General features: G+C 67.9%; 23 protein-coding genes. 9 read left to right on the top strand and 14 right to left on the bottom strand.

From position 1 onward, the window contains the following. Positions 1–30 precede the first annotated feature (30 nt). Both H0X95_RS06280 and H0X95_RS06275 read left to right on the top strand, forming a co-directional pair. Entirely contained in the window at positions 31–942 is a 912-nt protein-coding gene (locus tag H0X95_RS06280; RefSeq protein WP_006481804.1) for a LysR family transcriptional regulator, read from the top strand. A gap of 753 nt (positions 943–1,695) precedes the next feature. Continuing rightward, positions 1,696–2,901: an MFS transporter gene (locus tag H0X95_RS06275; RefSeq protein WP_006497639.1), complete on the top strand. Its 1,206-nt coding sequence runs from the start codon at positions 1,696–1,698 to the stop codon at positions 2,899–2,901. Between the two features lie 106 nt (positions 2,902–3,007). On the opposite strand, the gene H0X95_RS06270 is transcribed toward H0X95_RS06275, so the two are convergent. Genes H0X95_RS06270 through H0X95_RS06260 form a run of 3 tightly spaced genes read right to left on the bottom strand, consistent with a single transcriptional unit; the run spans position 3,008 to position 6,667 of the window. Then, the gene (locus H0X95_RS06270; RefSeq protein ID WP_006481821.1) at positions 3,008–4,030 is read right to left on the bottom strand and encodes a histone deacetylase family protein; all 1,023 of its coding nucleotides are present in this window, start codon (positions 4,028–4,030) and stop codon (positions 3,008–3,010) included. Between the two features lie 23 nt (positions 4,031–4,053). Beyond that, a complete protein-coding gene (locus H0X95_RS06265; protein ID WP_034201844.1) occupies positions 4,054–5,325 on the bottom strand; it encodes a Zn-dependent hydrolase in 1,272 nt (423 codons plus the stop codon). A gap of 31 nt (positions 5,326–5,356) precedes the next feature. After that, a complete protein-coding gene (locus H0X95_RS06260) occupies positions 5,357–6,667 on the bottom strand; it encodes an MFS transporter (protein ID WP_006481843.1) in 1,311 nt (436 codons plus the stop codon). A gap of 190 nt (positions 6,668–6,857) precedes the next feature. Here H0X95_RS06260 and H0X95_RS06255 point away from each other — a divergent pair, with 190 nt between their 5' ends. Further along, a complete protein-coding gene (locus tag H0X95_RS06255) occupies positions 6,858–7,814 on the top strand; it encodes a LysR family transcriptional regulator (RefSeq protein ID WP_006481805.1) in 957 nt (318 codons plus the stop codon). A gap of 58 nt (positions 7,815–7,872) precedes the next feature. Here the strand turns inward: H0X95_RS06255 and H0X95_RS06250 are convergent, their stop codons facing one another. The 4 genes from H0X95_RS06250 to speB all read right to left on the bottom strand — a co-directional run bounded on the left by H0X95_RS06250 (position 7,873) and on the right by speB (position 12,460). Further along, positions 7,873–8,943, bottom strand: coding sequence for a porin (locus H0X95_RS06250; protein ID WP_060263115.1), 1,071 nt, complete (start codon positions 8,941–8,943; stop codon positions 7,873–7,875). A gap of 156 nt (positions 8,944–9,099) precedes the next feature. Beyond that, positions 9,100–10,530 carry a purine-cytosine permease family protein gene (locus H0X95_RS06245; protein WP_006497643.1) on the bottom strand — a complete coding sequence of 477 codons (1,431 nt, stop codon included), beginning with the start codon at positions 10,528–10,530 and terminating at the stop codon, positions 9,100–9,102. 504 nt (positions 10,531–11,034) lie between these two features. Continuing rightward, on the bottom strand, positions 11,035–11,499 hold the full coding sequence (locus H0X95_RS06240; protein WP_006481835.1) for a GNAT family N-acetyltransferase: 465 nt from the start codon (positions 11,497–11,499) through the stop codon (positions 11,035–11,037). Further along, positions 11,492–12,460, bottom strand: a complete 969-nt coding sequence (gene speB, locus H0X95_RS06235; RefSeq protein ID WP_006481752.1) for an agmatinase — start codon at positions 12,458–12,460, stop codon at positions 11,492–11,494. The genes H0X95_RS06240 and speB overlap by 8 nt, the downstream gene beginning before the upstream one ends. Before the next feature lie 128 nt (positions 12,461–12,588). On the opposite strand from speB, the gene H0X95_RS06230 reads away from it, so the two are divergent. Further along, positions 12,589–13,506, top strand: coding sequence for a LysR family transcriptional regulator (locus tag H0X95_RS06230; protein WP_196445958.1), 918 nt, complete (start codon positions 12,589–12,591; stop codon positions 13,504–13,506). A gap of 27 nt (positions 13,507–13,533) precedes the next feature. Here H0X95_RS06230 and H0X95_RS06225 read toward each other — a convergent pair whose 3' ends face one another. The 7 genes from H0X95_RS06225 to H0X95_RS06195 form a co-directional block, all read right to left on the bottom strand. Beyond that, a complete protein-coding gene (locus H0X95_RS06225; protein WP_034200781.1) occupies positions 13,534–14,163 on the bottom strand; it encodes an NAD(P)H-binding protein in 630 nt (209 codons plus the stop codon). A 317-nt stretch (positions 14,164–14,480) separates the two neighbouring features. Beyond that, positions 14,481–15,872, bottom strand: coding sequence for a dihydrolipoyl dehydrogenase (gene lpdA, locus H0X95_RS06220; protein WP_006481751.1), 1,392 nt, complete (start codon positions 15,870–15,872; stop codon positions 14,481–14,483). 4 nt (positions 15,873–15,876) lie between these two features. Further along, complete coding sequence (locus tag H0X95_RS06215; protein WP_006497646.1) at positions 15,877–17,190, bottom strand: dihydrolipoamide acetyltransferase family protein; 1,314 nt, start codon at positions 17,188–17,190, stop codon at positions 15,877–15,879. A 1-nt stretch (position 17,191) separates the two neighbouring features. Further along, positions 17,192–18,232 (bottom strand): alpha-ketoacid dehydrogenase subunit beta, encoded by a 1,041-nt coding sequence (locus tag H0X95_RS06210; protein ID WP_011545040.1) that lies wholly within the window; start codon positions 18,230–18,232, stop codon positions 17,192–17,194. Positions 18,233–18,234: 2 nt separating this feature from the next. Then, positions 18,235–19,467 carry a 3-methyl-2-oxobutanoate dehydrogenase (2-methylpropanoyl-transferring) subunit alpha gene (locus H0X95_RS06205; RefSeq protein WP_006476388.1) on the bottom strand — a complete coding sequence of 411 codons (1,233 nt, stop codon included), beginning with the start codon at positions 19,465–19,467 and terminating at the stop codon, positions 18,235–18,237. A 406-nt stretch (positions 19,468–19,873) separates the two neighbouring features. After that, complete coding sequence (locus tag H0X95_RS06200) at positions 19,874–20,500, bottom strand: flavin reductase family protein (RefSeq protein WP_006497648.1); 627 nt, start codon at positions 20,498–20,500, stop codon at positions 19,874–19,876. Positions 20,501–20,649: 149 nt separating this feature from the next. Beyond that, positions 20,650–21,549: a LysR family transcriptional regulator gene (locus H0X95_RS06195; protein WP_006481749.1), complete on the bottom strand. Its 900-nt coding sequence runs from the start codon at positions 21,547–21,549 to the stop codon at positions 20,650–20,652. A 156-nt stretch (positions 21,550–21,705) separates the two neighbouring features. Here H0X95_RS06195 and H0X95_RS06190 point away from each other — a divergent pair, with 156 nt between their 5' ends. The 5 genes from H0X95_RS06190 to H0X95_RS06170 form a co-directional block, all read left to right on the top strand. Continuing rightward, complete coding sequence (locus H0X95_RS06190; protein ID WP_006481845.1) at positions 21,706–22,827, top strand: alkene reductase; 1,122 nt, start codon at positions 21,706–21,708, stop codon at positions 22,825–22,827. Positions 22,828–22,884: 57 nt separating this feature from the next. After that, positions 22,885–23,313, top strand: coding sequence for a DoxX family protein (locus H0X95_RS06185; protein ID WP_006497649.1), 429 nt, complete (start codon positions 22,885–22,887; stop codon positions 23,311–23,313). 103 nt (positions 23,314–23,416) lie between these two features. Further along, the gene (locus tag H0X95_RS06180; protein ID WP_006497650.1) at positions 23,417–24,421 is read left to right on the top strand and encodes a quinone oxidoreductase family protein; all 1,005 of its coding nucleotides are present in this window, start codon (positions 23,417–23,419) and stop codon (positions 24,419–24,421) included. A 154-nt stretch (positions 24,422–24,575) separates the two neighbouring features. Beyond that, complete coding sequence (locus H0X95_RS06175; protein ID WP_059721331.1) at positions 24,576–25,562, top strand: SDR family oxidoreductase; 987 nt, start codon at positions 24,576–24,578, stop codon at positions 25,560–25,562. Between the two features lie 787 nt (positions 25,563–26,349). Beyond that, positions 26,350–26,995 (top strand): LacI family DNA-binding transcriptional regulator (locus tag H0X95_RS06170; protein WP_196445957.1); only part of this gene is annotated, 646 nt, incomplete at its 3' end.

The following is a 26,995-nucleotide window of genomic DNA, read 5'->3' as shown; positions in this document are numbered from 1 at the left end:
GGCATATCTACCCGACCGCATCGACACCACATGCGCCAGATCGAACTGCGTCACCTGCGCTACTTCGTCGCCGTCGCCCAGGCCGGCAGCGTGATGGCCGGCGCCCGCGCGGCCGGCATCGTGCAGCCCGCGCTGTCGCGGCAGATCCGCGAGCTCGAGGATGCGATCGGCACGCCGCTGCTGATCCGTCGCGCGACCGGCGTCACGCTCACGGCGGCCGGCACGAGCTTCCTGCAGGATGCGACCGGCCTGCTCGCCATGCTGCAGGACAGCCGCGAACGCGCGTTGCGCAGCGCGGCCGGCCAGCTCGGCGAACTGCGGCTCGGCGCGCTGCCGAACTGCCTGCCGTTGCCGATCGTCGCGAACGTCCTCAAGACGTTTCGCGATGCGTGCCCGGACGTGAAACTGTCGATCGCGCCGATGCTGTCGGCCGAACAGGCGAGCGCGCTGATGCGCGGTCAGCTCGACGCCGGGATCATGGCGTGGCGTCGCGAGGAAGCGCCGCACCTGACGGGTGTGCGGCTGCTGAGCGACCGCTTCGTGCTCGCGATGCCCGCGCCGCCGGGCGGCCGCTTCGTCGCGCCGCGCACGCTGGCCGATGTCGCCGACGCCCCGTTCGTGTGGTTCGATGCGCAGCGCTCCGCCGCGCACCACCGGTTCCTGATGACGCAGTGCCAGCAGGCCGGTTTCACGCCGCGCATCGCGCAGGTCGGCAGCGACATCCCGACGCTGATCGGCCTCGTCGCGGCCGGCATGGGCTGCGCGTTCGTGCCGGAAAGCGCGTCGCCGACCTGCCCGCGCACGGTCCGGCTCGTCGCGCTCGACGAGCTTGCGAGCCGCTTCGACATCGAGTTCGTGTTCGACGGCGCGGCGGCGGCGCCGTCGCCCGTCGTCGCGCGGTTTCTCGCGGCGGTCCGCGATGCGGCCGGCGAACCGGGCTGAACGCGGGCCAGACGCAGCGGCGCAGAATCGGTCGATGCGACTGGCGCCGCCAAACGCGACGTACGGAAAATCCGCTCCGCGATCTCGTCGGTTTCGATGCTTTTGCACACGGAATGACACCGCCGTGTCATCGAAGAATCTTTCAGAACACCGACAGCCGACGCGACGACATCGCAATCTTCAAATTGACACCAAAAACGGCCGTTTAACACCGGTTCGAATCGTCATGGCCCGAAATATACTGCGCGCGCATCCAACCCTCGTGCCAAAGAGAGGATGCGTTTCCGCCCCGGCCATGGTCCCCCTGTGGTCGGGGCTTTTTTGTCGATGCGCGTTGTAGCGAAGCGTTTCCGGCCATTTCGCGACGCGGGCTGCACGCCATCCTCTATCTCGAAGCCATGCGTGCCGACCACGCAGCCGCATGTCGCCGCCCCAGCCGCCGGACGCCTTCCCGAGCGTCGCGCAGGCCAACTCGCCCGGCGACGACGAAGCGCCCGAGCCACCGCTGCCTGTCCGGAAATCGCGGTCTCATGCTTGACGAAGATCTTTCGAAAAATCCCCGCCGTTCGCCTGTCCCGCCGAAGCCCCGCTCACGCGTCACGCCACGCGCATCGCGCCGCCGCTGCATTGTTGACATGAAATCAAGATAATTTCGTCCGGATGCGGCTTTTTCCGCAAAAGTAATGCAGGCACACTTCGCGCTGTCCTCAATGGCTTCGTGCCGTTGTTCCCCGCTTACAAGGAGCCCACTGCGTGAACACCACGACTTCCTCTCCGTCCCGCCCCGGCGGCAGCGCCACGCTGCCGCTGCTGGCGCTCGCCGCCGGCGCGTTCGGCATCGGCACGACCGAGTTCTCGCCGATGGGCCTGCTGCCCGTGATCGCCGACGGCGTGCACGTATCGATTCCGCAAGCCGGCATGCTGATCAGCGCGTATGCGATCGGCGTGATGGTCGGCGCGCCGCTGATGACGCTGCTGCTCGCGCGCTGGTCGCGCCGCTCCGCGCTGATCGCGCTGATGTCGATCTTCACGATCGGCAACCTGCTGTCGGCCGTCGCACCGGACTACACGACGCTGCTGCTCGCCCGCCTCGTGACGAGCCTCAACCACGGCGCGTTCTTCGGGCTCGGCTCGGTGGTCGCGGCAAGCCTCGTGCCGCGCGAAAAGCAGGCCAGCGCGGTCGCGACGATGTTCATGGGCCTGACGATCGCGAACGTCGGCGGCGTGCCGGCCGCGACCTGGCTCGGCCAGATCATCGGCTGGCGCATGTCGTTCGCGGCGACTGCCGGCCTTGGCCTGATCGCGATCGCCGGCCTGTTCGCCGCGCTGCCGAAGGGTGAAGCCGGCAAGATGCCCGACCTGCGTGCCGAGCTGTCCGTGCTGACGCGCCCGGTCGTGCTCGGCGCGCTCGGGACGACGGTGCTCGGCGCCGGCGCGATGTTCACGCTCTATACGTACGTCGCACCGACGCTCGAACACTTGACGGGCGCGACGCCCGGCTTCGTGACCGCGATGCTGGTGCTGATCGGCGTCGGCTTCTCGATCGGCAACATCGCGGGCGGCCGTCTGGCCGACCGCTCGCTCGACGGCACGCTGATCGGCTTCCTGTTGCTGCTGATCGCGACGATGGCCGCGTTCCCGCTGCTCGCCACCACCCATGCGGGCGCCGGCGTCACGCTGCTGGTCTGGGGGATCGCGACGTTCGCGGTCGTGCCGCCGCTGCAGATGCGCGTGATGCGCGCGGCCCACGAAGCGCCGGGCCTCGCGTCGGCCGTCAACATCGGCGCGTTCAACCTCGGCAACGCGGTCGGCGCCGCCGCCGGCGGGGCAGCGATCTCGGCCGGGTTCGGCTACGCGGCGGTGCCGCTCGTCGGCGCGCTGATCGCCGCCGCCGGGCTCGCACTCGTGATGCTGCAGGTCACGCAGCGCCGCCGCTCGCCGGCCGCCGCGAATTCATAAGGGCACGCAACGCCCGGACTGCCCGGGCTCGTTCCGCATGCATTTTTACGGCCGCGCAATGCGGCCGTTGTCATTTTCAGCGTGCAATCCGGTTCCGACGGTTCAGTCAGCGCCCCGCGGCAAACCCGCCGAAAAACGCGCGCGCGTTCGCGTCGAGACTCGCGAGGTGATAACCGCCCTCCTGCACGATCACCGTCGGCAACCCGAGCGCGCCGATCGCACCGCCGAGCCGTCCGAACCCGTCGGTCGTGACCGCTACCTGCGACTGCGGGTCGTCCTTGTAGATGTCGAAGCCGAGCGCGAGCACGAGCGCATCGGGCTGGAACCGGTCGAGCGCGCGCAGCGCGTCGTCGAGCCGCTCGAAGAACGCCGACTCGGGCGCGCCGTGCGGCATCGGCAGGTTGAGGTTGAAGCCGTCGCCGGCGCCCGCCCCCGTCTCTTCCTCGTAACCGGCGACGACCGGGTAGAAGTTGGTCGGGTCGCCGTGGATCGACACGTACAGCACATCGTCGCGGCCGTAGAAAATCTCCTGCACGCCCTGCCCGTGATGCATGTCGGTATCGAGGATCGCGACGCGGCGATGGCGGCCGAGCAGCGCCTGCGCGGCAATCGCCGCGTTGTTCAGGTAGCAGAAGCCGCCCGCCGCGTCGCGGCGCGCATGATGGCCGGGCGGCCGGCACAGCGCATAGGCTTCGCGGGCGCCGTCGTTGACGTCGGCCGCGGCCGCCAGCGCGCCCTGCGCGGACCAGTACGCCGCGCGCCACGTGTTCGCGCCCACCGGGCAACTGCCGTCGGCGAGATAACGCGCGGCTTTCGCGAGCACGCCGCGCAGCGGGTTCGGATCGCGCACGAACACGTTCGACATCACTTCGTCGCCCCAGTCGTCGGGCATCTGCTTCCAGTCGCGGTGCGCGTCCTCGAGAAAGCGCAGGTAGTTCATGTCGTGCACGGCCGCGATCGGCGCGGTGCCGCGGTCGGCCGGCTCGCGCACGTCGAAGTCGAGCGACCGGACGGCCGCGACGAGCCGCGCCGCGCGCTCGGGCACTTCCTGCGGTTCGCGCATCTGGCCGCGCGACAGGTAGCTGCGCGGATGGTGCAGCAGTTGTTCGGGATGGAAATAGGTTTTCATGGGGTCCTCGTCGATTCGCCGGATCAGGCGCCGTGCGCGGCAGCCGCCGCGTCGACGCGCGCCGCGATGCCGGCCCGCGCCAGCACCGCATGGAGCAGCACGTTCGTGCCGCGCGTCACGTCGTCGGGCAACGCATCCTCGGCTTCGTTGTGCGACAGGCCGTCGACGCACGGAATGAACACCATCGCGGTCGGGAAGCGGCGTGCGAGCAGGATCGCGTCGTGGCCGGCGCCGCTCACGATCCGTTCGTGCGTGTAGCCGAATGCGGCCGCCGCCTGCGCGACCAGCCCGACGCAAGCGCGGTCGAACGGCGTCGCCGGGCTGCGCCAGCAGGTTTCGACCGCCACCTGCACGCCGCGCGCGGCGGCGACGCGTGCGCAGGCGTCGCGCAGGTCGCGCTCCATCGCATCGACTTCCGCATCGTCGTGATGACGCAGGTCGACCGTGAACGTCAGGTCGCCGGCAATCGTGTTGCGCGACGCATTGCGGATGCCGACCTGGCCGATCGTCGCGAGCCCGCGCGGCGCATAAGCGGCGACGATCCGTTCGAGTTCGAGCGCGATCTGCGCGCTCGCGAAATACGCGTCCTTGCGATACGGCATCGGCGTCGTGCCCGCGTGCGCGGCCACGCCCGTCACCGTCACGTCGAGCCAGCGGATCGCCTGGCCGCCCGTGACGATGCCGATCGTCGTGCCGTTCGCCTCGAGCACGGGGCCCTGTTCGATATGCGCCTCGAAATACGCGTCGACCGCACCGCCCGTCGCACGCGTGCCGCGATAGCCGCACGCGTCGAGCGCCGCGCCGAGCGTGACGCCGTCGGCGTCCTGCTTCGCGAGCGCGTCGTCGAGCGGCAACGCGCCCGTGAACACCGCCGAACCGAGCATCGCGGGCGCGAAGCGCGCCCCTTCCTCGTTGGTCCACGACACGATCTCGAGCGGCTTGTCGGTCCCGATGCCGGCGTCGTTCAGCGTGCGCACGAGTTCGAGCGCGGCGAGCACGCCATAGACGCCGTCGAAGCGGCCGCCTTCGGGCTGCGTGTCGAGATGGCTGCCGATCAGCACCGGCGCGGCGTGCGCATCGGCGCCGTCACGCCGGGCGAACAGGTTGCCGACCGTGTCGACGCTCACCGTCATCCCCGCGTCGCGGCACCATTGCGCGAACAGGTCGCGCCCGCGCCGGTCGTCATCGGTGAGGGCGAGACGCCGCACGCCGCCGCGCGGCGTCGCGCCGACGCGCGCCATGTCGGCCAGGCTCTGCCACAGGCGGGCGCCGTCGATTTCCAGCAGATCGTTCATATGCATTCCGGATCAATTCGTTCGTTGAGGGTCAATGCGAGCCGAGCGCTTCGGCGGCAGCCGGCTGCGCGGCGCGGCGCGCATCGAGCGCGACGATGCAGAGCAGCGAAATGCCGGCGAGACACGTGTAGAACACCGCGAGCGGCCACCACTGGCCCGCGAAGCGATGCGCGAGCCACGTGCCGACGAGCGGCGTCAGGCCACCCGCGATCGCGCCGCAAATCTGATAGGCGAGCGAGATCGCCGAATAACGCACGTGCGCGGGAAACACGTCGCTGACGAAGCCCGCGATCACCGAATAGAAGCCCGCCATGCACACCACGGCGAGCGCGATGCCGGCGACCAGCGACGCGGACGTGCCGCCCTGCACGAGCATGAACATCGGATACGGCGACAGCATCGCGAGCAGCGCCGCGAGCTTGAGGAAGCGCGCGCCGCCGATACGCTCGGCGATCCAGGCCGCGAGCGGCTGCGCGAAGAACTGGATGATCGCGACCGCGAACAGGCTGTCGAGGATCAGCGAACGCGAGACGCCGACGTACTGCGTCGTGTACGCGATCATGAACGTGTTCGTGAAATAGACGCCCGCGATGCCGATCGTGTTCGCGCCGATGCAGAGCAGCACGAGCCCCGACGCGGAACGGAACACTTCCGCGACCGGCAGCTTCACCGTGCGGTTGGCTTCCTTCACCCGCGCGAATTCCGGCGACTCGTTCACGCCGAGCCGGATCAGGATGCCGACCACGAGCAGCACCGAACTCGCGAGAAACGGCAGGCGCCAGCCCCATGCGAGGAAATCGGCCTTGTCCATCGACGTGACCGCGCGGAACGCGATCAACGACAAGATCAACCCGGCCGGACTGCCGAGCTGCGCGAACGACGCGAAAAACGTGCGGCGCCCCTGCGGCGCATGCTCGCCCGCCATCAGCACCGCGCCGCCCCATTCGCCGCCGACCGCGATCCCCTGCACGACGCGCAGCGCGACGAGCAACACCGGCGCGAGGATGCCGACCTTCGAATAATCGGGCAGCAGCCCGACGCACACGGTCGCGACGCCCATCATCATCAGCGTCGTCATCAGCGCCTTCTTGCGGCCGATGCGGTCGCCGAGATGGCCGAAGATCACGCCGCCGAGCGGACGCGCGAAGAAACCGACCGCGAACGTCGCGAACGACGCCATCGTGCTGACGAAGCGGTCATGCGACGGGAAATACAGTTCGCCGAACACGAGCGCGGCGGCGGTCGCGTAGATGTAGAAGTCGTACCACTCGATCATCGTGCCGATGAACGCGGCCGTCGCGGCGCGTCCCGGCTGGCGGGCGGAAGGAAGGGACTGGGTCATGCGGGCTCCTGACGCGCGCCGCGGCGGGGCGGCGCGCAATATCGTGATGACGGCCGTCTGTCGCGGCCTCGCGCCGCACGCTGCGGCGCCCCTCCTTTATCGGTGACCGCAAATCATTAGTCAAATTTCAAGTTATTATTCACCGTATAAATTCAACTAATGCCCTACCCGCCGCCCGTCCGGAGACCCGATGCGCCCCGACCTCGCCCCGTTCCTGAACGACCGTCTCGACTGGAACCTGCTGCGCACTTACCTGGTGATCATGCAGGAGCGCAGCGTGAGCCGCGCGGCCGCCCGCCTGCACGTCACGCAGCCGGCCGTGAGCCAGGCGTTGCGGCGGCTCGAGGAGACGCTCGAGCGCCGGCTGATCGAGCGGCGCGGCGCGCACTTCGCGCCGACGCCGGCGGGCGAGGCCGTGTACCGGATCGCGAGCGACATCTACGGCGGCATCTCGCGCCTCGAAACCGAAATCGACGACAGCACGGCCGATCTGACCGGTTCGATCCGGCTGCTGACGGTGAGCCGCATCGAATCGCCCGTCTACGACGAGTTCCTCGCGGATTTCCATCGCGCGTATCCGCGTATCGACCTGCAGATCGAGGTGATGCGTTCGTCGGACATCCTGTCGTCGCTGCTGCAGAAGACGGCCACGGCCGGGCTCGGCCTGTGCCGCACGCCGCACGACAAGCTGGAAATGCGCTGCTTCCTGCGCCAGCGCTATGCGATCTACTGCGGCCGCCATCACCGGTTGTTCGGGCAGACGCAGTTACGGATGGACGACCTGCTCGCGGAGAATTTCGTGTCGTTCACGAGCGACCAGATCGGCGACAGCCTGTCGCCACTCACCGTGTTCCGCGACCAGAAGGGTTTCACGGGGCGCATCGTCGCGTCGTCGCCGAGCCTGGAGGAAGTGCGGCGGCTGATCTTCGCGGGCTACGGGATCGGCTGCCTGCCCGAGCACATCGTGCGCGACGACATCGCGCAGCAACGGCTGTGGCGGCTGCCGCCCGACGACGGGCTCGTCGACGTCGACGTGTTCCTGCTGTGGCATCGCGACCGCAAGATGAATGCGGCCGAGCACGCGTTTCTCGACGCGATGGAGCGCTGCATGCAGCGCTACTCGCTCGCGGAGCGGCTCGGCAAATGACGGCGCGGGCGCGCCCGGTGCACGCGCCGGGCACACGCGGCCCGGCGCGTTGCGTGCGTCAGAAGCGATGCACGATGCCGAGTTGCACGCCGCGCGCATTCGCGCCCGGGTACGCGAGCGGCAGGCCGGGATTCGCCGCACCGGCGAGCGTGTAGCCGGCCTGGTTGCGGTTGCGCAGGTACGACAGCGCGCCGTAGAAGCTCGTGCGCTTCGACAGGTCGTATTCGTACATCAGCCCGAGCTGGTCCGCATGATTGCCTTGCGACGACTGGTCGTGCAGGTATGCATAACCGAGCGCGATGATGTTGGCAGGATTGAACTGGTATTTGACCGACACTCCGTATACGCGCGAATCGATCCCGAGGTCGGCCCGCTTCACCGCGGAAAAACCGCCATACACGGTGGCCTTGCCGATCGCGTACGACGCGCCGGCCATGATCGTGCGATCGGTCGTGGTGGCCGCGGCGTTCTTCAACCACTGCCCCGCGACGAATGCGCCGAACGGGCCGTGTTCGTAGGTCAGGTCGAACTGCCGGCTGGAGCCGGCCGAGCGCACGCCGCCCGCGTCGCCGAACCCGACGTACAGCCCGCCCTGGAAACCGGCGATCTCCGGGCTCTGGTACGACAGCGTATTGCTCGTGCGGAAGGCGAACACGGTCAGGTTGTCCATGCCGGACGCCTGCGTGACGCCGCCGAACGCATCCTGCCCGCCTTGGTCGTTGAACAGCGGCGAGTTCTGCCGGCCCGCGCGCACCTTGCCCCACTGCCCCGCGATGCCGACCCACGCCTGCCGGTTGAACATCGTGCCGGCACTCGCGAGCGAGCCGTCGTTCGGGTTGAAGCCGTTTTCCAGCGCGAACTCGATCTTCTGCCCGCCGCCGATATCCTCGCCGCCCTTCAAGCCAAACCGGCTGCCCCACTGCCCGCCCGAGTCGATCGCCGCCGTATAGCCGTTGCCCGTATTCACGACCTGCGCGAACTCGTCGATCACGCCATACAGCGTGACGCCATCCTGCGCGAGCGAAGCACCCGAAGCCGCGAGGCAGGCGACCGCCACCGTGAAACGAAGACCGGCGTGCGCCGGCCGCGCACGGCAACCGCTGCCGTGCGCTTCATTTTTCTTAGTCATACTATTCAATAGGTCGAGATTGAAGCGATGCCGGACGCGGCGTGATGCCGCTCCGGTATCGCGGGATACGGAATCGTGTTGACGGAGCCGGCGCAGGCCGCGCCCGGCTCGGCGCTCACGCCGGCGGCTTGCCGGCCCGATGCGCGAGACGTGTGGTCAGTGGTGAACTTCGCCGCGTTCGAGCGGCAGGATCAGGCGTTCCGGAATGCTGCGTCGCGACGCGCGGGCACCGACGTAATACAGCACGGCCGGCACGACGAGGCCGAGAATCCACGAGATGTCGGTGCCGCCGAGCGCATCGACGAGCGGCCCGGTGTAGATGTGCGTCGACATGAACGGCAGTTGCACCAGGATGCCGACCACGTAGATCGTGATGGCCATCACGTTCCAGCGGCCATAGCGGCCGTCCGGATCGGACAGCGCCGGCACGTCGTAGCGCGAACGCGTGAAGCAGTAGTAATCGACCAGGTTGATCGCGCTCCACGGCGTGAAGAACGCGAGCAGGAACAGGATGAACGCGGTGAATTCCTTCAGGAACGAATGACGGCCCGCGAGCGCGATCAGCGTCGACACGCAGATCATCCCGAAAATGTACACGAGGCGGCTCTTCGACGATACCGCGCCCTTGCCGCGAAAGCCGCTGACGATCGTCGCCATCGACATGAAGCTGCCGTACGCGTTGAGCGCCGTCACCGTCACCTTGCCGAACGCGATGCTGAAATACAGGAGCGCGGCCACGGCGCCCGTCGAACCCAGGCCGACGATGTACGACACCTCATGGTGCGCGAACTGGCTGCCGGCCAACGCGGCCGCGAACACGCCGAACACCATCGCCGCCTGTGCGCCGATCACCGAGCCGAGGCCGACCGCGACAAACGTCGCGACCGACGACGTCGAGCGCGGCAGGTAGCGCGAATAGTCGGCCACGTACGGGCCGAACGCGATCTGCCACGACGCGGACAGCGACATCGCGAGCAGGAAGCTCGCCAGCGAGAAATGCCGGTTCGCGAGCAGCGCGCCGATGTCGTGGTTCGCGAACAACTGCGCGAACATGTAGACGAACGCGACGATGCCGATCACGCTCGCGATCCGGCCGACGAAATGGATCGCGCGATAGCCGAACACGGTCAGCACGACGATCACGGCAGCGAACAGCAGGATGCCGGCCGCGTCGTCGACGTGCAGCAGTTGCGCGACGGCCTGCCCGGCCAGCACCGAGCCGCTGGCGGAAAAGCCGATGTACATCAGGCACACCAGCACGATCGGGATCATCGCGCCGTACACGCCGAACTGCACGCGGCTCGAGATCATCTGCGGCAACCCGAGCTGCGGCCCCTGCGCGCCGTGCAGCGCCATCACCGCGCCGCCGACGAACTGGCCGAGCAGCAGCGCGACCAGCGACCAGAACACGTCGCCGCCGAGCACGACCGCGAGCGCGCCCGTGACGATGGCGGTGATCTGCATGTTGGCCGACAGCCACAGCGTGAATTGGCTCAGCAGGCCGCCGTGGCGCTCGGCGTCGGGAATGAAGTCGATCGAGCGTACCTCGATCAGTCCGCCGGCTTTTCCACTGGAATTCGTTGACACGGGTCAATCTCCAAAATACTCAGGACCACACATGGTTTGAACGGGACAGGAAGCTGCGAGCCGCCCTTTCGGCTCTGCGGGTGCGGGGCGCCGTGGATCGCCGGCATGCGCCACGCACGCACGGTCTGCACGCTGGCGCGCAACCGGCACGACGCGTGCCGACATTGCCAGCGGATGATCTTGTATATACAACTTGCGAGATATCGGTGATTACCCGGTATCGATCGACTTTCGAAATTGTCCGAGCAATCGCGGTACACCCGCGCAGTATTGCCGCAAGCCGGATGTCGGAAAAATGAAAGCCCGATCGGCGAAAGTCGCCGATCGGGCGTAGACGTCATGGCGTCGGCGGAGGGAGCCCGGCCGGTATGCGCGGCCTCGATGTCGACACGCAGCGTCACGACGTCGCGTCGTCGGCGCGTATGCTGCAATGCCGCGCGTGCGTGGTCTGGCCAGGCAGTCGTCCGGACCGGGCAGACGCCGAGATCCGAACCACACATGCGATCAACCGCGCTGCCCGACCTGAAACGTGAGAATCTCGTCCCCCGCGTCGTCCAGTTCCCCGGTCGGTATCCAGCCGAGATGGCGATAAAACCCGTACGAACGCGATGCGGGATCGGTCGAGCAGCCGAGAAACAGCGACGTGAAGCCGTTCGCCGCGAAATCGTCGATCACGCGCCGCAGCAGCCGCTTGCCGATCCCCGCTCCTTCATACTCGGGCAGCATCGCGAGCACGACGATCTCGCCGGAACCGGTGTCGCCGAAGCAGTAGCCGACCATGCGTCCACGCACCCGGCAGACATGGCCCGAGAACAGGCCGTCGCGGATACCGTCGTCCCAGCTTTCGACGGTGATGCCGAGCGCGCGCAACTGCGCTTCGGTGAACGCGTTCTCGCGCGTGCGCGCCCGCAGCGCGATGCATTCGGCCGCGTCGCCGGGAACGGCCTTGCGCCAGGTGAGGTCATCCATCGATCGACGCTTCCTTTTTCTGCCGCCGGCGCGACGCATACAGGCAGATCAGTTCCAGCGCGATCGTCGCACCGGCCAGCGACGTGATTTCCGCATGATCGTACGGCGGCGACACTTCGACCACGTCCATGCCGACCAGGTTGATGCCGTCGAGGTGGCGCAGGATCTCGAACGCCTGATGGCTCGACAGGCCGCCCGAGACCGGCGTCCCGGTGCCCGGCGCGAACGCCGGATCGAGACAGTCGATATCGAACGTCAGGTACACCGGGTGATCGCCGACGCGCTCGCGAATGCGCGCGGCGACCGCGGCGGGCGTCGACCCATGCACGTGGCGCGCATCCTGGATGTCGAAGCCCATCGGATCGTCGTTGGTCGTGCGAATGCCGATCTGGGCGGATCGTTCGGGCACGACCCACCCTTCCCGCGCCGCGTGATAGAACATCGTCCCGTGATCGATGCGCTTCACGTCGCGGTCGGGCCACGTATCGGTGTGCGCGTCGAAATGCACGAGCGACAGCGGCCCGTGCACCTTCGCATGCGCCTTGAGCAGCGGATACGTGATGAAGTGATCGCCGCCGAGCGTCAGCATCGCGCAGCCGCGCGCGAGGATCGCATCGGCATGCCGCTCGATCGCGCCCGGCACCGCTTCGGGCTGCCCGAGATCGAACGCGCAATCGCCGTAGTCGACCGCGGCCAGCACGTCGAACGGATCGAACGACCACGGCCACGGGCGCTCCCACGCGATGCCCGTCGACGCGATCCGCAACCCGCGCGGGCCGAACCGCGTGCCGGGCCGGTGCGAGGCGGCGGAATCGAACGGCACGCCGGTGATCGCGAGATCGACGCCGTCGAGATCACGGCTGAAACGCCGGCGCATGAAGCTCGTCGCGCCCGCGAAACTGGGTTCGGCCTGGGTGCCGTAGAGGCTGTCGCGCGTGAACGCGAAATCGTTCTGGCTCATCGTCGGATTCCTGTCTGAAGGGGACACGGTCGCACGGCCGGCGACCTCGTGCCCGATTCTGCCGTCGCCGCACGCAACGAAAAATATGAACTAACATAAGCCAACTTCACAAACTGCGATATATCGCCATGCTGACCCGACTCAGAGACATGGATGTGCAGTTGCTGCGGCTCTTTCTGACGATCGTCGAAAGCGGCGGCTTCAGCGCCGCGCAGGGCACGCTCGGCATGGCGCCGTCGACGATCAGCACGCACATGGCCAAGCTCGAGACGCGGCTCGGATTCCGGCTGTGCGATCGCGGCAAAAGCGGCTTCCGGTTGACGCCGAAGGGGGAACGCGTGCTGCAGTCGACGCGCCGCCTCCTGCACGCGATGGACGTGTTCACGCGCGACACGCAGCACGTATCGGGCACGTTGCTTGGCGAATTGCGCATCGGCCTGTCCGAGCGGCTCTCGCCGGACGTCGTCGAGTCGATCGCGGTGGCCGTCGGCCGCTTTCGCGAGCGCGCGCCGGACGTGCTGATCGAAATGATCGCGGTGCCGCCCGACGAGCTGGAGCGCCGGCTGCTGAAAGGCGAACTGCAACTCGCGATCGGCTATTTCTCCGGCCATCAGGCCGGCCTGCACTACGCGCCGCTGTTCGTCGAGCACCAGTCGCTGCATTGCGGCGCCCGCCATCCGTTGTTCGCGAAGAAAACCGTGTCGGTCAACGACATCGCACGCGCGAGCAACGTCGCGCGGCTCTACAAGACGAATACGTCGGGGGCGGCGCTGCGCAATGCGCAGCCGACCGCGTTTTCGGAAAACGTCGATGCCGACGTGATCTTCATCCTGTCGGGCGCGCACGTCGGCTTCCTGCCCGACCACGTCGCGGCGCCGTGGGTCGCTGCCGGGAAGATGCGCCGGCTGCTGGCGAGCAAGCTGAGCCACACGGTCGAGTTCCAGCTCGCGACGCCGCGGAATTCCGACGGCAGCGAAGCGCTGGAGGCGTTCACGGCAGCGCTCGCCGAGCAGTTCGGCACGCTCGACGCGAACGCGGACGAATAGCCTGGCGGGCGCGCCGCCCGCGCGGCGTCAGACGAGCTGATCGGACGCGACGACCTGCACACCCGGCCGTGCGTCGATCGCCGCGTCGAGCATCGCACGCGCAATCCGCGACGCGGGATTCACGCGCCATTTCGCCGGCAGCACCGGCCCGACGGCGCTCAGCGCGAACACGAACAGCCGCTCGCCGAACCGGAACTCGTCGCGGCTGCCGCCGATCAGGCCCGGTCGCACGTACGTGAGCGAATCGAAGCCGACACCGGCGAGCGCCTGTTCGACCTCGCCCTTCACACGGTTGTAGAAGATGCGCGACGCAGCGTCCGCGCCGAGGGCGGAATTCAGCACGTAGGTCGGCGTGCCGTGCCGGTGCGCGCGCCGCGCGACCGCGAGCGGATAGTCGTGATCGACGCGCCGAAAGGCCGCCTGCGAGCCGGCCGCCCGCATCGTGGTGCCGAGCGTGCAGATCACGGCGTCCGCGCGCCACCAGTCGGCCGCATCGGGCAACTGGTCGAAATCGACTTCCAGCGCACGCATCTTCGGATGCGGCGACAACGGCCGGCGCGCGAGGACGATCACCTGATCGACCCGCGCATCGGCCAGCGCGACGTCGAGGACGTGGCGCCCGACGAGCCCGGTCGCGCCGACGAGCAGCAGTTTCATGTCCGGTTCTTCCGTATGGAGCCTGCGTTGGCGGGCCCGAGGCGGCCCGGTTTCCGGCTATCGACATGATCGCCGGCCAACGCGGCGCCGACAACCCTCCGCTCGTCTCGAAAAATTACGGCCTTGTCAGGTGGGGTTCCGGGCGATTCGATGCACGGCCCGGCCGCGCCATGCCATCGCGCCCGTTCCGCACGAGCATGCGGAACGTCGGCATTGCATCATTCCGGATCGAATGAAACGACATGACGTACCTCCGCCGCCGCAAGCGCCGCCGATGCGCGCATCCCGCACCGGCGGCGCCCTGCCGGGCTCGCGCGTCAGACATGCAGCGCGTGTCCGAGCGCGCGCAACGCCGCTTCCTGAAGCGCTTCGCCGAGCGTCGGATGCGCGTGGATCGTGCCGCCGATGTCTTCCAGCCGCGCGCCCATCTCCAGCGACTGCGAGAACGCCGCGGCCAGCTCCGACACGCCGCGCCCGACCGCCTGCCAGCCGACGATCAGGTGATTGTCGCGCCGCGCGACGACGCGCACGAATCCGTCGGTCGCCTGCAACGTCATCGCGCGACCGTTCGCCGCGAACGGGAACGATGCGCTCAGACAATCGACGCCGGCCGCATGTGCATCGTCCGGCGACCAGCCGGCCGTCACGATCTCGGGATCGGTGAAGCACACGGCCGGAATCGCCGCGGGCATGAACTGGCGGCGCCGGCCGGCGATCAGCTCGGCCACCATCTCGCCCTGCGCCATCGCGCGATGCGCGAGCATCGGCTCGCCCGCGACGTCGCCGATCGCCCAGACGTTGCGCATCGAGGTCCGGCATGTGTCGTCGATCCGCAGCGCGCGGCCGTTGCGATCGAGCATCAGCGTCTCGAGCCCGAAGCCGTCGACGCGCGGCCGGCGGCCGACGGCAACCAGCACGCGATCGGCCGGCAGCGTCTGCTCGGCGCCGTCGGCCGCCTGCACGCGCACCGCGCCATGCTTGTCGAGCCCGAGCACCTTGTGGCCGAGCCACAGCCGCACGCCGAGCCGCGCCAGCGAATCGGCAACCGGCCGCACGAGTTCGGCATCGTACGCAGGCAATACGCGCTCGGCCGCTTCGACGACGCTGACGTCGACGCCGAGCTTGCGATAGACGATCCCGAGTTCGAGCCCGATATAGCCGGCCCCGACGACGACCAGCCGCTTCGGCAGCGTCGCGGGCGACAGCGCGTCGGTGGACGACACGACGTGCCCGCCGAACGGCATCGACGGCAATTCGACCGGTTCGGAACCGGTCGCGAGCAACAGGTGTTCGCAACCGATCCGCACCGCATGGCCGGCGCTGACGACTTCGACGGTCTTGCCGTCGATCACGCGCGCTTCGCCGTGCAGCACGCGCACGCCGCTCTTCTTGAGCAGTGCGCCGACGCCGCGCGTCAGCCGGTCGACGATGCCGTCCTTCCACGCGACGCTTTTCGCGATGTCGATCTCGGGCGCGCGCACGCGGATCCCGAGCGCGCCTTCGCCGGCATGGCCGCACGCCTGTTCGAATGCATCGGCCACATGGATCAACGCCTTCGAAGGAATGCAGCCGATGTTCAGGCAGGTGCCGCCGAGCCGGTCGCGTTCGACGAGCACGGTCGGAATGCCGAGCTGGCCGGCGCGGATCGCGGCGACGTAGCCGCCCGGGCCGCCGCCGATGACGAGCAGTGTGGTGTGTTCGTTCTTCATCGGCTCACTCCACGAACAGCAGTGCCGGGCGTTCGAGCACCGCGCGCACGGCCTGGATGAATTCGGCCGCATCCGCGCCGTCGACGACGCGATGATCGAACGACGACGACAGGTTCATCATCTTGCGCGCGACGATCGCGCCGTCGCGAATCATCGGCCGCTCGACGATCCGGTTGACGCCGACGATGCCCACCTCCGGATGATTGATCACCGGCGTCGACACGATGCCGCCGAGCGCGCCGAGGCTCGAGATCGTGATCGTCGACCCGCTCAGCTCGTCGCGCTGCGCCCGGTTCGCGCGCACCGCGTCGGCAAGCCGCGCGATTTCCGCCGAGATCGACCACACGTCACGCGCTTCCGCATGACGCAGCACGGGCACCGTGAGGCCGCCGTCCGTCTGCGTCGCGACGCCCATGTGCACCGCGCCGTAGCGCGTGACGACGCCCGCTTCGTCGTCGAACCGCGCGTTGATCTGCGGGAAGTCGCGCAGCGCGATCACCATCGCGCGGATCAGCAGCGGCAGCGGCGTGAGCTTGCCGCGCGTGTCGCCGTGGCGGCGGTTCAGCTCCGTGCGCAACGATTCGAGCTCGGTGACGTCGATTTCCTCGACGTAGCTGAAGTGCGGGATGCGGCGCTTCGCTTCCTGCATCTTGCGCGCGATCGCGCGCCGCAAGCCGATCACCGGCACTTCGGTTTCGTCGTGGCGTTCGTCGTAGCCGCGCGGTTGTGCCCCGTGCGCCGAGCCGCCGCCGGTGCGCGCATATGCATCGAGATCCGCATGCAGGATCCGCCCGGCTTCACCGGTGCCGCGCACGTAGCGCAGCTCGATACCCATGTCCCACGCACGCTGACGCACGGCCGGCGACGCGAGCGGCCGTTCGCCCGGTGCCAGCGCCACGCGCGGCTGCGCGACCGGTTCCTCGCGGCGCGGTTTCGCCGGTGCACGAGGCGCCGCCGGCTGCGCAGACGACTCGGCCGATGCGTCGGCTACCGGTTTCGACGGTGCCGCCACCGCGACCGGTGCGGTTTCTACCTTTGTTTCCCGCACCGGTGCCCCGGCCTTCAGGTTGCCGTCGCCTTCGACTTCCAGCCGAATCAGCTCGCTGCCGACCGCCATCATCTCGCCGATCCGGCCGCCCAGCTCGATCACCTTGCCCGTCACCGGCGACGGAATCTCGACCGCCGCCTTGTCGGTCATCACGTCGGCGAGCGGCTGGTCTTCCTTGATCGTCTGCCCGACTTCCACATGCCAGGCCACCAGCTCGACCTCGGCGATCCCTTCGCCGATATCCGGCATCTTGATGACATGAATCCCCATCTCACGCCTCCATCACGCGTCGCAACGCTTCACCGACCCGGGTCGGCCCCGGAAAATACGCCCATTCCTGCGCATGCGGATACGGCGTGTCCCAGCCCGTCGTGCGCTCGACCGGCGCCTCGAGGTGGTAGAAGCAGTGTTCCTGGACCAGCGACACGAGCTCCGCGCCATAGCCGCAGGTGCGCGTCGCCTCGTGCACCACGACGCAGCGCCCGGTCTTGCGCACCGACGCGACAATCGTGTCGAGGTCGAGCGGCCACAGCGTGCGCAGGTCGATCACTTCCGCGTCGATGCCGGTCTCCTCGGCGGCGGCGAGCGATACGTGCACCGTCGTGCCGTACGTGAGCACCGTCACGTCGTTGCCGGGCCGCACGACGGCGGCCGTATCGAGCGGCACCGTGTAGTAGCCTTCGGGCACCGCGCTCGCCGGATGCTTGAGCCACGACGTGACGGGCCGTTCGTGATGGCCGTCGAACGGGCCGTTGTACAGCCGTTTCGGTTCGAGGAAGATCACCGGATCGTCGTTCTCGATCGACGCGATCAGCAGCCCTTTCGCGTCGTACGGATTCGACGGCATCACGGTGCGCAGCCCGCACACCTGCGTGAACATCGCCTCCGGGCTCTGGCTGTGCGTCTGCCCGCCGTAGATCCCGCCGCCGCACGGCATCCGGATCGTCATCGGCGCGGTGAACTGGCCGGCCGAGCGGTAGCGCAGCCGCGCGCCTTCCGACACGATCTGGTCGGATGCCGGATAGAAATAGTCGGCGAACTGGATTTCGCAGACGGGGCGCAAGCCGTACGCGCCCATCCCGACCGCCGCGCCGACGATCCCGCCTTCCGAGATCGGCGCATCGAACACGCGCGACTTGCCGTACTTGTTCTGCAGTCCTTCGGTACAGCGGAACACGCCGCCGAAATAGCCGACGTCCTGCCCGAACACGACCACGTCGCTGTCGCGCCCGAGCATCACGTCCATCGCGGAGCGCAACGCCTGGATCATCGTCATCGGCTGCGTCGCCGTCCCTGTCTCGTGTTGCGCCATGATCACGCTCCCAGTTCCTGGCGCTGACGGCGCAGGTGCGCGGGCAGCTCCTTGTACACGTCGTCGAACATCGAGGCCGGCGACGGAATCCGGTCGTCGGCGAGCGTCCCATACTTCTCCGCTTCCTTCTGCGCGGCGATCACCTCGGCCTCGAGCTCGGCCGTCAACGCGTCGTGCGCGCTGTCCGACCAGATGCCCTTCACGATCAGGTGGCGCTTGAAGCGCTCGATCGGATCGCCGAGCGGGAAATGCGACCAGTCGTCGCTCGGCCGGTACTTGGTCGGATCGTCCGACGTCGAATGCGCGCCCGCGCGGTAGGTCACCCACTCGATCAGCGTCGGGCCGAGATTGCGGCGTGCGCGTTCGGCCGCCCAGCTCGACGCCGCGTAGATCGCGAGGAAGTCGTTGCCGTCGACGCGCAGCGATGCGATCCCGCAGCCGACGCCGCGCCCGGCGAAGGTCGTGCCCTCGCCGCCCGCGATCGCCTGGAACGTCGAGATCGCCCACTGGTTGTTGACGACGTTCAGCACGACCGGCGCGCGGTACACGTGCGCGAACGTGAGCGCGGTGTGGAAATCGGCTTCGGCCGTCGCGCCGTCGCCGATCCACGCGGACGCGATCTTCGTGTCGCCCTTGATCGCCGACGCCATCGCCCAGCCGACCGCCTGGATGAACTGCGTCGCGAGGTTGCCGGAAATCGAGAAGAAGCCGGCTTCGCGGTCCGAGTACATCACCGGGAGCTGGCGGCCCTTCAGCGGATCGCCTTCGTTCGACATCAACTGGCAGATCATCCGCTCGAGCGGCACGTCGCGCGCGATCAGGATGCTCTGCTGTCGGTAGGTCGGAAAGCACATGTCGCCGTCGCGCAGCGCCATCGCGTGCGCGGTGCCGATCGCCTCTTCGCCGAGGCTCAACATGTAGAAGGAGATTTTCTTCTGGCGCTGCGCGATCATCATGCGCGCGTCGAAAATGCGGGTCTTGAGCATCGCGCGCAGCCCGGCGATGAGTCGCGCATCGTCGAGATCGGGCGCCCACGGGCCAACGGCCTTGCCGTTGTCGTCGAGCACGCGCACGAGGCTGCGGGCGAGATCGGCGGTGTCCGCCGCGGCAACGTCGATCGGCGGGCGGCGAACAGCGCCGGCCGGCGATAGATGCAGATAGGAAAAGTCCGTCTTGCAGCCCGGGCGCCCGGTGGGCTCCGGCACATGCAGACGCAATGGCTCTGACAGGCTCATCGTGTCGTCTCCACGCTCGATTGTGTCTCACGCTGTTTGGGAACGCGCGGGCCGGTTGCCGGCCTGCGCGCGAGCTGACGCGCGGATAAGCACGTCAACCGTGGAAATTTATGCCTGGCAGCGACGGGCGTCGATGCCCAAGCCGCTCGTTCGTGGTGAGCAGATTTGCCATGGCGGAGGGAGGCGGCGTGTGAGTGCGGCGCACGGTGGCGGCGCGGGAGAGGTCTGCTGCGGTGCGGGGTCGCCGAGCCAGCGGCGATCGGGCATCGGGGGACGGACGAACGGCGCGCCCGCTTCCTCTGAGGGTACGAAGCAAAAGACCCCGCGAAATCCTCGATCTCCGCGGGGTCTTTTCGGATTCGGGCGCTTCCGCGCCGATTGCCGGCCTACTGCGGCGCGCGATCGATCATGCGTCGGGCCGGAAGATGTCGAAGCGGCTGTCGGGCGTCACGTGCGCATAGGCCGACGGGCCACCCGCACGAAGAATGATGCCCGCGCCGAACGTGTCGAACACGCCGTCCTTCAGCAGGTCATGGCGGATATGGACCGCGACGACCTCGCCCAGCACCAGCGTGGCCGGCGTCTCGACGCCGCGATGATCGCGCAGCCGGATCACGTCGGTCACCTTGCATTCGAAGTTGACGCCGCTTTCCGCGACGCGCGGCACGTCGACGAGGCGCGACGGCACGGCGGTCAGGCCGCCGAGTTCGAATTCGTTCACGTCGTACGGCACGGCGGCGCAGGTCTGGTTCATCCGCTCGGCGAGATCGCGCGTCGCGAGGTTCCACACGAACTCGCCGGTTTCCTGCACGTTGCGCAGGCTGTCCTTCGCGGCGGTGCTCGAAAAGCCGATGATCGGCGGGCGATAGTTGAACGCGTTGAAGAAGCTGTACGGCGCGAGGTTCAGCGTGCCGTCGCTGCCGCGGGATGAAATCCAGCCGATCGGGCGCGGGCCGATGATCGCGTTCAACGGATCGTGCGGCAGGCCGTGGCCTTGCGACGGTTCGTAATAGTGGTGGGTCGAGTCGGTCATGACGGATGGTCTTGCGAGAGGCGAACGATGACGGAAGCGGTCGGCGGCACGCGTTTGCCGGGGGCGACGAAGGTGTCCGCTGCGACGTGCGTGCCAGTATCACATGGCGCCGTTTTCGGCGCAGTGAAGCACAGAGACGGTGCAGCGCTTCAGGCCTCCAGTTCGCCCGGACGCGTCAGATGGTCGATCAGCCACTGCGTCGCGGGCCCGCTCGCGCGATCGGCCCGCCGGATCAACGACATGCCGTATCGAAACACATCGCGATCCGACAAGCGGACGACGGCCAGTCGGCCTTGCCGCAGATCGTCCTCGATCAAATGCATCGGCATCGAACCCCAGCCGAGCCCTTCGAGCAACAGTCGATGCTTCGCGCCGAGGTCCGCGGTCCTCCATGTGCGCGTCGCATACACGCCGAACGACTGCCCTTCGGTCAGTTTGCTTCGGTCGGTCAGCACGAGCTGCGTATATTCGCGCGCGTCGGACAGCGGCACACGCCCGCGGCGCTGCGCGAGCGGATGTGTGGGCGCGGCGACGGTGACCAGTTCGATCGCGCCCATGGACGTCGCATCGATCACGTCCGGCCAGTTTTGCACGGGCCCGCTGATGCCGAGCGCGCAGCCGCCATCGACCACCAGCTTCATCACCCCGCCGAGCGCTTCGATGGTCAGGTTGAGCGCGACCGTGGGAAATTCGTCGGCGAACGCACGCAGCCCCTCGACGAGTCTGGCCAGCGGAAACATCACGTCCACCGCCAGCGACAGCTCGGCTTCCACCCCGCCGCGCAGCCCGGCGGTTTTCGCCAGCAACTGGCCCGTCAGCATGTCGAGCCGCCGTGCGTCGGCCAGGACGATTTCGCCGGCCGCCGTCAGCGTCGGCCGCCGTTTGCCCCGTTCGAAAAGCGGCACGCCCAGCAACGACTCCAGATTGGCGATCGCGTAGCTGACGACGGATTGCGCGCGCTCGAGCCGCCGTGCCGCGCCGGAAAAGCTGCCGGCTTCGACCACCGCGATGAACGCGCGCAGTTGCTCCAGATTGGGGCTTCGCTCCATGATCCATCAAGAAAATCGATTTTAACGATCCATTTTAGACGATTGTTTCGATCACGGCATTCTCCTAAATTCGTGCTCAGCAGCGTTCGACGCGTGCACGCCGGGCATCCCGGCTCGCGCGTCGACGACCCATGAACACGACAGGAAAATGGAATCATGACGATCGACCACGCTTCACCCGACCGGGCGGCATCGACCCGCGCCACGTTGTTCGACCCGCTCGAATTCGGCGGGATCACACTCGGCAACCGCATCGTGATGGCGCCGATGACGCGCAGCCGGGCCGGCGCCGGCGATGCACCGGGCGCGATCAACGCCACCTACTACGCCCAACGCGCGTCGGCTGGCCTGATCGTCACGGAGGGCACGCAGATCTCGCCGCTCGGCAAGGGCTATCCGTTCACGCCGGGGATCTACAGCGATGCGCAAATCGACGGCTGGAAACGCGTGACCGATGCCGTGCATCGCGCAGGCGGCCGGATTTTCGTCCAACTCGCGCACGTCGGCCGCATCGGCCATCCCGATCTGCAGCCCGACGGCGCGCTGCCCGTCGCGCCGTCGGCCATTCAGCCTGACGGGCAGGCATTCACGCCGGACGGGCCGAAGCCGCACCCCGTGCCGCGCGCACTCGACACCGATGAAATCCCCGGCATCGTCGAGCAATACGCACATGCGGCGCAGGCCGCGTTGCAGGCCGGTTTCGACGGTGTCGAGATTCACGCGGGGAACGGCTATCTGCTCGATCAGTTCCTGCGCGACGGTACCAACCGGCGCACCGACCCGTACGGCGGGGAGATCGACAACCGGATCCGGCTGCCGCTCGACGTCGTGCGGGCGGTCGGACGCGTCGTGAGTCCCGCGCGCGTGGGCGTCCGCATTTCGCCGGTCACGCCGCATTTCGGCGGCATCGCGGACAGCCAGCCGCAGGCGCTGTTCGAGCGGTTCGCCGACCGGCTGACCGGGCTCGCCACCTATCTTCACGTCGTCGAAGGCATTCCGCAGGTCGCGGCCGATCAGGCGCCGCCGTTCGACTACCGCGCATTGCGCCGTGCCTTCGGCGGGTTCTACATCGCGAACGGCGGCTACACGAAAGCACGCGCGCAACAGGCACTCGCCGACGGCCATGCCGACCTCGTGTCGTTTGGCTACCCGTTCATCGCGAACCCCGATTTCGTCACGCGCATTCGACACGATCGCCCGCTCGCGCACGCGGACATGTCCACCGCTTACGGCGGCGGTGAAGCCGGCTACACCGACTACCCGACGCTCGACGCGTAAGCAGACCGTCACCCGGCCGGCTCGACCGCCCGCCCACTCATTCATTATGGATTCCCAATGATCAATTCGATCAACCGCGCACTTTACAAAACGACCGTGCAGACGCCCGTCGTCAACCTCGTGCTGTCCGTCCTCGTGCGCCTCCTCATCGCCGGCGTGTATCTCGGCGCCGGGATCAGCAAGATCTTCAACTATGCGGGTACCCAGCAGTACATGGAACACATGGGCGTATCGGGCGCGCTGCTTCCGCTCGTGATCGTCGTCGAGATCGCCGGCGGCCTGGCGTTGATCACCGGTTTCATGACGCGGCTCGCGGCGCTCGGGCTCGCGATCTTCTCGATCATCGCCGCGGTGATCTTCCACGGCGGCGGCGACCAGACGCAGCAGACGTTCTTCATGATGAACCTGTCGATGGCAGGCGGCCTGCTCGCGCTGTTCCTGCATGGCGCCGGCCGTCTCGCGCTCGACCGCGCGCAACCGGACTGATCCGTCACGTCTGCGGCAACACCCCCACTTGCGCGGCCGCATCGCGTCCGCGCTTCATTCATCCCCCCGGGGCGAACGCCCCCTTTTCAAGCGAGATGTTTCCATGAGCAGCATGCATGCCATCCAGATCGAGCGGGTCGGCGATCCTTCCGTCCTGCGTCCCGTCGTGATCGAGCGTCCGACGCCTGCCGCGGACGAGGTCCTCGTCCGCGTCACGCGCGTCGGGCTGAATTTCGCGGAAACGCTGCAACGCGCCGGCACCTATCCGGGCCCGGCGCTGACGCTGCCCGCGGTGCCCGGCTCGGAAGTCGTCGGCACCGTCGCCGCGGTGGGCGCGAACGTCCGCGACATCCGGATCGGCGCACGCGTCGCGGCGCCGCTGTTCGGCGCGATGCGCGCGACCGGCGGCTACGCCGAATACGTGACGCTCGGCGCCGCGCTGATTACCGCGATTCCCGACGAAGTCTCCGACGACGATGCGGTCGCCGTGATGCTGCAGGGGCTGGTGGCCCGCGTGCTGCTGCGCGAGACGCCGGTGGCCGCACGCACGGTCGCGATCACCGCCGCGGCCGGCGGTGTCGGGTCGATGCTGATCCAGCTGGCGAGACTCGACGGAGCACGCTCGATCACGGGCCTCGCCGGCGCGCCGGCCAAACTGCATGCGGTGCGAACGCTGGGCGCCGATCGGGCCATCAGCTATCGCGACGCGCACTGGGCCGATCAATTGAGCGATGCCACCGGCCGGGAGGGCCCGGACGTCGTGTTCGATTCGATCGGCGGGACGGTCGCGCGCACATTGGTATCGGGCCTTGCGATATACGGCCGGTTCGTCAGCTACGGTGCCGCGAGCGGTCAACTCCTGACGGTCGACGACGCGCTGATGAATGCGTTGATCTTCGGCTGCCGATCGGTGTCCGGCTTCGCGCTGCACGCGTTCCTCAACGACGACGTCGTGCGCCGGACACTCGGCGAACTGTTCGGACTGCTCGCGACCGGCAAGCTGAAGCCGCTGATCGGCGGCAGCTACGGATTCGACGCGATTGCCGACGCGCATCACGCGCTCGAAACCGGCCAGACGACCGGCAAGCTGATCCTGCGCGTCGAATGAGCGCGATGTACCGGCGCGTGACGGCACCGTCGTCGCGCGCCGACGATTTCGCCGGCCGTACGGCGATCATCCACTTTCGCGCGGACGGCACGGAACGCGACGCGCGATTTCGCTCACGGAGCATCTGTTGAAAGACGACGATAACGAAGCAGGCATGCGCGTGTCGCGCCGACATGTCATCGGCAATCTTGGCGCACTGGCCGCGATGTCCGCACTCGGCCCGTCCACCGCGCATGCCGTCGACGCGCCGCCCGCCGCGCAGGGCCTGACGAATCCGGTCGATCTGTACCCGAAGCCGCCGTTCCCGCATCAGGTCCAGGCGCCGCCGGGACTCGCGAGCCGGATGCAGCCGCGCCCTGACCACGGCGAGCAAAGCTATCGCGGCCGTGGCCGGCTCGTCGGCCGCAAGGCGCTCGTCACCGGCGGCGACTCCGGCATCGGCCGGGCAGCGGCCATCGCGTTCGCACGCGAAGGGGCGGATGTCGCGATCGGCTACCTGCCTGTGGAGGAATCCGACGCGCGGGAAGTCGTTGCGCTGATCCGGGCAGCGGGACGCCAAGCCGTCGCGCTGCCGGGCGACATCCGCGACGAAACGTTCTGCCAGCGACTGGTCGCACGCGCGGCGGAAGCACTCGGCGGCCTCGACATTCTCGTCAACAACGCCGCCCGACAACAGGCGCTCGATTCGATCGGCGAGATGACGACCGAGCACTTCGATGCGACGGTCAAGACCAATCTTTACGGGATGTTCTGGATCACGAAGGCGGCGATCCCGCATCTTCCGCCCGGCGCGTCGATCATCAACACCACGTCGGTCCAGGCGGTCAGGGCGAGCGCCAACCTGCTCGACTATGCGACGACGAAAGCCGGCATCATCGCGTTCACGCGATCGCTCGCGAAACAGCTCGGGCCGCGCGGCATTCGCGTCAATGCGGTCGCGCCCGGCCCTTACTGGACGCCGCTGCAATCGAGCGGCGGTCAGCCACCGGAGACGGTCGTCAACTATGCGGCGGGCTCGCCGTACGGCAGGCCCGGGCAACCGGCGGAAATCGCCCCGCTGTATGTCGCGCTCGCGGCGTCGGAAACGAGCTATGCGAACGGGCAGGTCTGGGGCGCGGACGGCGGGCTGGGGATTTTCTGACACGCGACAAGCGGCGACATTCTGCACGTCCCGGCGAGCGGCGCAGCCCTGCGTCGATGGCGACGCCGGACCAATAAAAAACCCGCGAGCGCTGTATTTCTCGCGGGTTTTTCACACCTTCATCGAATCGAATCGCATCAACGCAATCGATGGTGCCGGGGACCGGACTCGAACCGGCAAGCCAGTTAAGGCGGCGGATTTTCGTCACACTGCTTCTTTCAAAGCCGGCGTCGCGTGCGCGAACCGTTCGTGCGCTGGACTATGCCTTCACCGTCGCGCGCGGGCTTGACCGCTGCCCGTGCGCCTTAGGCGCCCCCCGTCTAGTCTCTACACCTTCCTCGCGGATGCCGCGAGGCTTGGCTCGGCGTTGCCTCGATGCGCACATCAGGGGTTTCGCCGAATTTGAAGGGTTCTGCACCGACCGTTTCCGACCGGGCACTCAATCGTTTAAGTCCGCTATGTTTACCAATTTCATCACCCCGGCAAGAGGGCGGACGCGATTCTACCATTGCTTGCGCATGCGTTCCCTCATTCCGCCGCGCCGCATCGCGACACCCTCATCGTCGCATTGCGTCTACCCGCGCATTCGACACCGATACGACACGGCCGACGATTTCGTCCCGCGCCGCAACATCCCCCGATACAATCGACCGCACGTCGTCCGACGGCCCCAACCGTCTGACGTTTGTGTCGTGCTTGTCGCGAAGCAAGCGTCGCGTGCGTCATCGCGAAGTCACAAACGTTTTCGATAATTCCCCGGCCGAAAACGTTTACATCGCGTTATTTCATGACCTCGACCATCAAGGACGTCGCTGCCCTCGCGGGCTTCTCGATCGCCACCGTCTCGCGTGCGATCAACGCGCCGCATACCGTCAGCCCCGCCACGCTGCAGACGATCCGCACCGCGATCGATACGCTGCAGTTCCGCCCGAGCCCGCTCGGCCGGCAACTGCGCGGCGAGCGCACGCGGCTCGTCGGCGTCGTCGTGCCGACGCTGTCGAACCCGGTGTTCGCCGACTGCCTGCAAGGCATCGACGCGCTCGCGACCGCGGCCGGTTTCAAGCTGATCCTGATGACGACCGAATACGACGCGGCGCGCGAGCGTCATGCGATCGAGACGCTGCGCGAGCAGCGCGTCGAAGGGCTGATCCTCACCGTCGCCGATGCGGACACGCACCCGCTGCTCGACATGCTCGACCGCGACGGCTCGCACTACGTGCTGATGCACAACGACACGCAGCGCCGTCCGTCGGTGTCGGTCGACAACCGCCGCGCCGCGTACGACGGCGTGCAGTTGCTGACCGCGCGCGGCCATCGCCGCGTGCTGATGCTGGCCGGTTCGCTCGCCGCGTCGGATCGCGCCCGCCATCGCCATCTCGGTTATGCGCAGGCACTCGAGGAAAGCGGCGTGGCCACGCTGCCGCCCGTCGAAG

The organism is Burkholderia sp. 9779_493 (assembly GCF_015712215.1).
GTDB classification, from domain to species: domain Bacteria; phylum Pseudomonadota; class Gammaproteobacteria; order Burkholderiales; family Burkholderiaceae; genus Burkholderia; species Burkholderia cenocepacia.
The sequence above is the reverse complement of the archived record's forward strand: the minus strand, read 5'-3'. Positions and strand labels throughout refer to the sequence as shown.

What these genes read in the sequence shown, in the direction of transcription:
- H0X95_RS06280 (WP_006481804.1), top strand. Translation starts at nt 31, where the DNA reads ATGCGCCAGATCGAACTGCGTCACCTGCGCTACTTCGTCGCCGTCGCC.
- H0X95_RS06270 (WP_006481821.1), bottom strand. Translation starts at nt 4,030, where the DNA reads ATGAAAACCTATTTCCATCCCGAACAACTGCTGCACCATCCGCGCAGC.
- H0X95_RS06265 (WP_034201844.1), bottom strand. Translation starts at nt 5,325, where the DNA reads ATGAACGATCTGCTGGAAATCGACGGCGCCCGCCTGTGGCAGAGCCTG.
- H0X95_RS06260 (WP_006481843.1), bottom strand. Translation starts at nt 6,667, where the DNA reads ATGACCCAGTCCCTTCCTTCCGCCCGCCAGCCGGGACGCGCCGCGACG.
- H0X95_RS06255 (WP_006481805.1), top strand. Translation starts at nt 6,858, where the DNA reads ATGCGCCCCGACCTCGCCCCGTTCCTGAACGACCGTCTCGACTGGAAC.
- H0X95_RS06250 (WP_060263115.1), bottom strand. Translation starts at nt 8,943, where the DNA reads ATGACTAAGAAAAATGAAGCGCACGGCAGCGGTTGCCGTGCGCGGCCG.
- H0X95_RS06240 (WP_006481835.1), bottom strand. Translation starts at nt 11,499, where the DNA reads ATGGATGACCTCACCTGGCGCAAGGCCGTTCCCGGCGACGCGGCCGAA.
- speB (WP_006481752.1), bottom strand. Translation starts at nt 12,460, where the DNA reads ATGAGCCAGAACGATTTCGCGTTCACGCGCGACAGCCTCTACGGCACC.
- H0X95_RS06230 (WP_196445958.1), top strand. Translation starts at nt 12,589, where the DNA reads ATGCTGACCCGACTCAGAGACATGGATGTGCAGTTGCTGCGGCTCTTT.
- H0X95_RS06225 (WP_034200781.1), bottom strand. Translation starts at nt 14,163, where the DNA reads ATGAAACTGCTGCTCGTCGGCGCGACCGGGCTCGTCGGGCGCCACGTC.
- lpdA (WP_006481751.1), bottom strand. Translation starts at nt 15,872, where the DNA reads ATGAAGAACGAACACACCACACTGCTCGTCATCGGCGGCGGCCCGGGC.
- H0X95_RS06215 (WP_006497646.1), bottom strand. Translation starts at nt 17,190, where the DNA reads ATGGGGATTCATGTCATCAAGATGCCGGATATCGGCGAAGGGATCGCC.
- H0X95_RS06210 (WP_011545040.1), bottom strand. Translation starts at nt 18,232, where the DNA reads ATGGCGCAACACGAGACAGGGACGGCGACGCAGCCGATGACGATGATC.
- H0X95_RS06205 (WP_006476388.1), bottom strand. Translation starts at nt 19,467, where the DNA reads ATGAGCCTGTCAGAGCCATTGCGTCTGCATGTGCCGGAGCCCACCGGG.
- H0X95_RS06200 (WP_006497648.1), bottom strand. Translation starts at nt 20,500, where the DNA reads ATGACCGACTCGACCCACCACTATTACGAACCGTCGCAAGGCCACGGC.
- H0X95_RS06195 (WP_006481749.1), bottom strand. Translation starts at nt 21,549, where the DNA reads ATGGAGCGAAGCCCCAATCTGGAGCAACTGCGCGCGTTCATCGCGGTG.
- H0X95_RS06190 (WP_006481845.1), top strand. Translation starts at nt 21,706, where the DNA reads ATGACGATCGACCACGCTTCACCCGACCGGGCGGCATCGACCCGCGCC.
- H0X95_RS06185 (WP_006497649.1), top strand. Translation starts at nt 22,885, where the DNA reads ATGATCAATTCGATCAACCGCGCACTTTACAAAACGACCGTGCAGACG.
- H0X95_RS06180 (WP_006497650.1), top strand. Translation starts at nt 23,417, where the DNA reads ATGAGCAGCATGCATGCCATCCAGATCGAGCGGGTCGGCGATCCTTCC.
- H0X95_RS06175 (WP_059721331.1), top strand. Translation starts at nt 24,576, where the DNA reads ATGCGCGTGTCGCGCCGACATGTCATCGGCAATCTTGGCGCACTGGCC.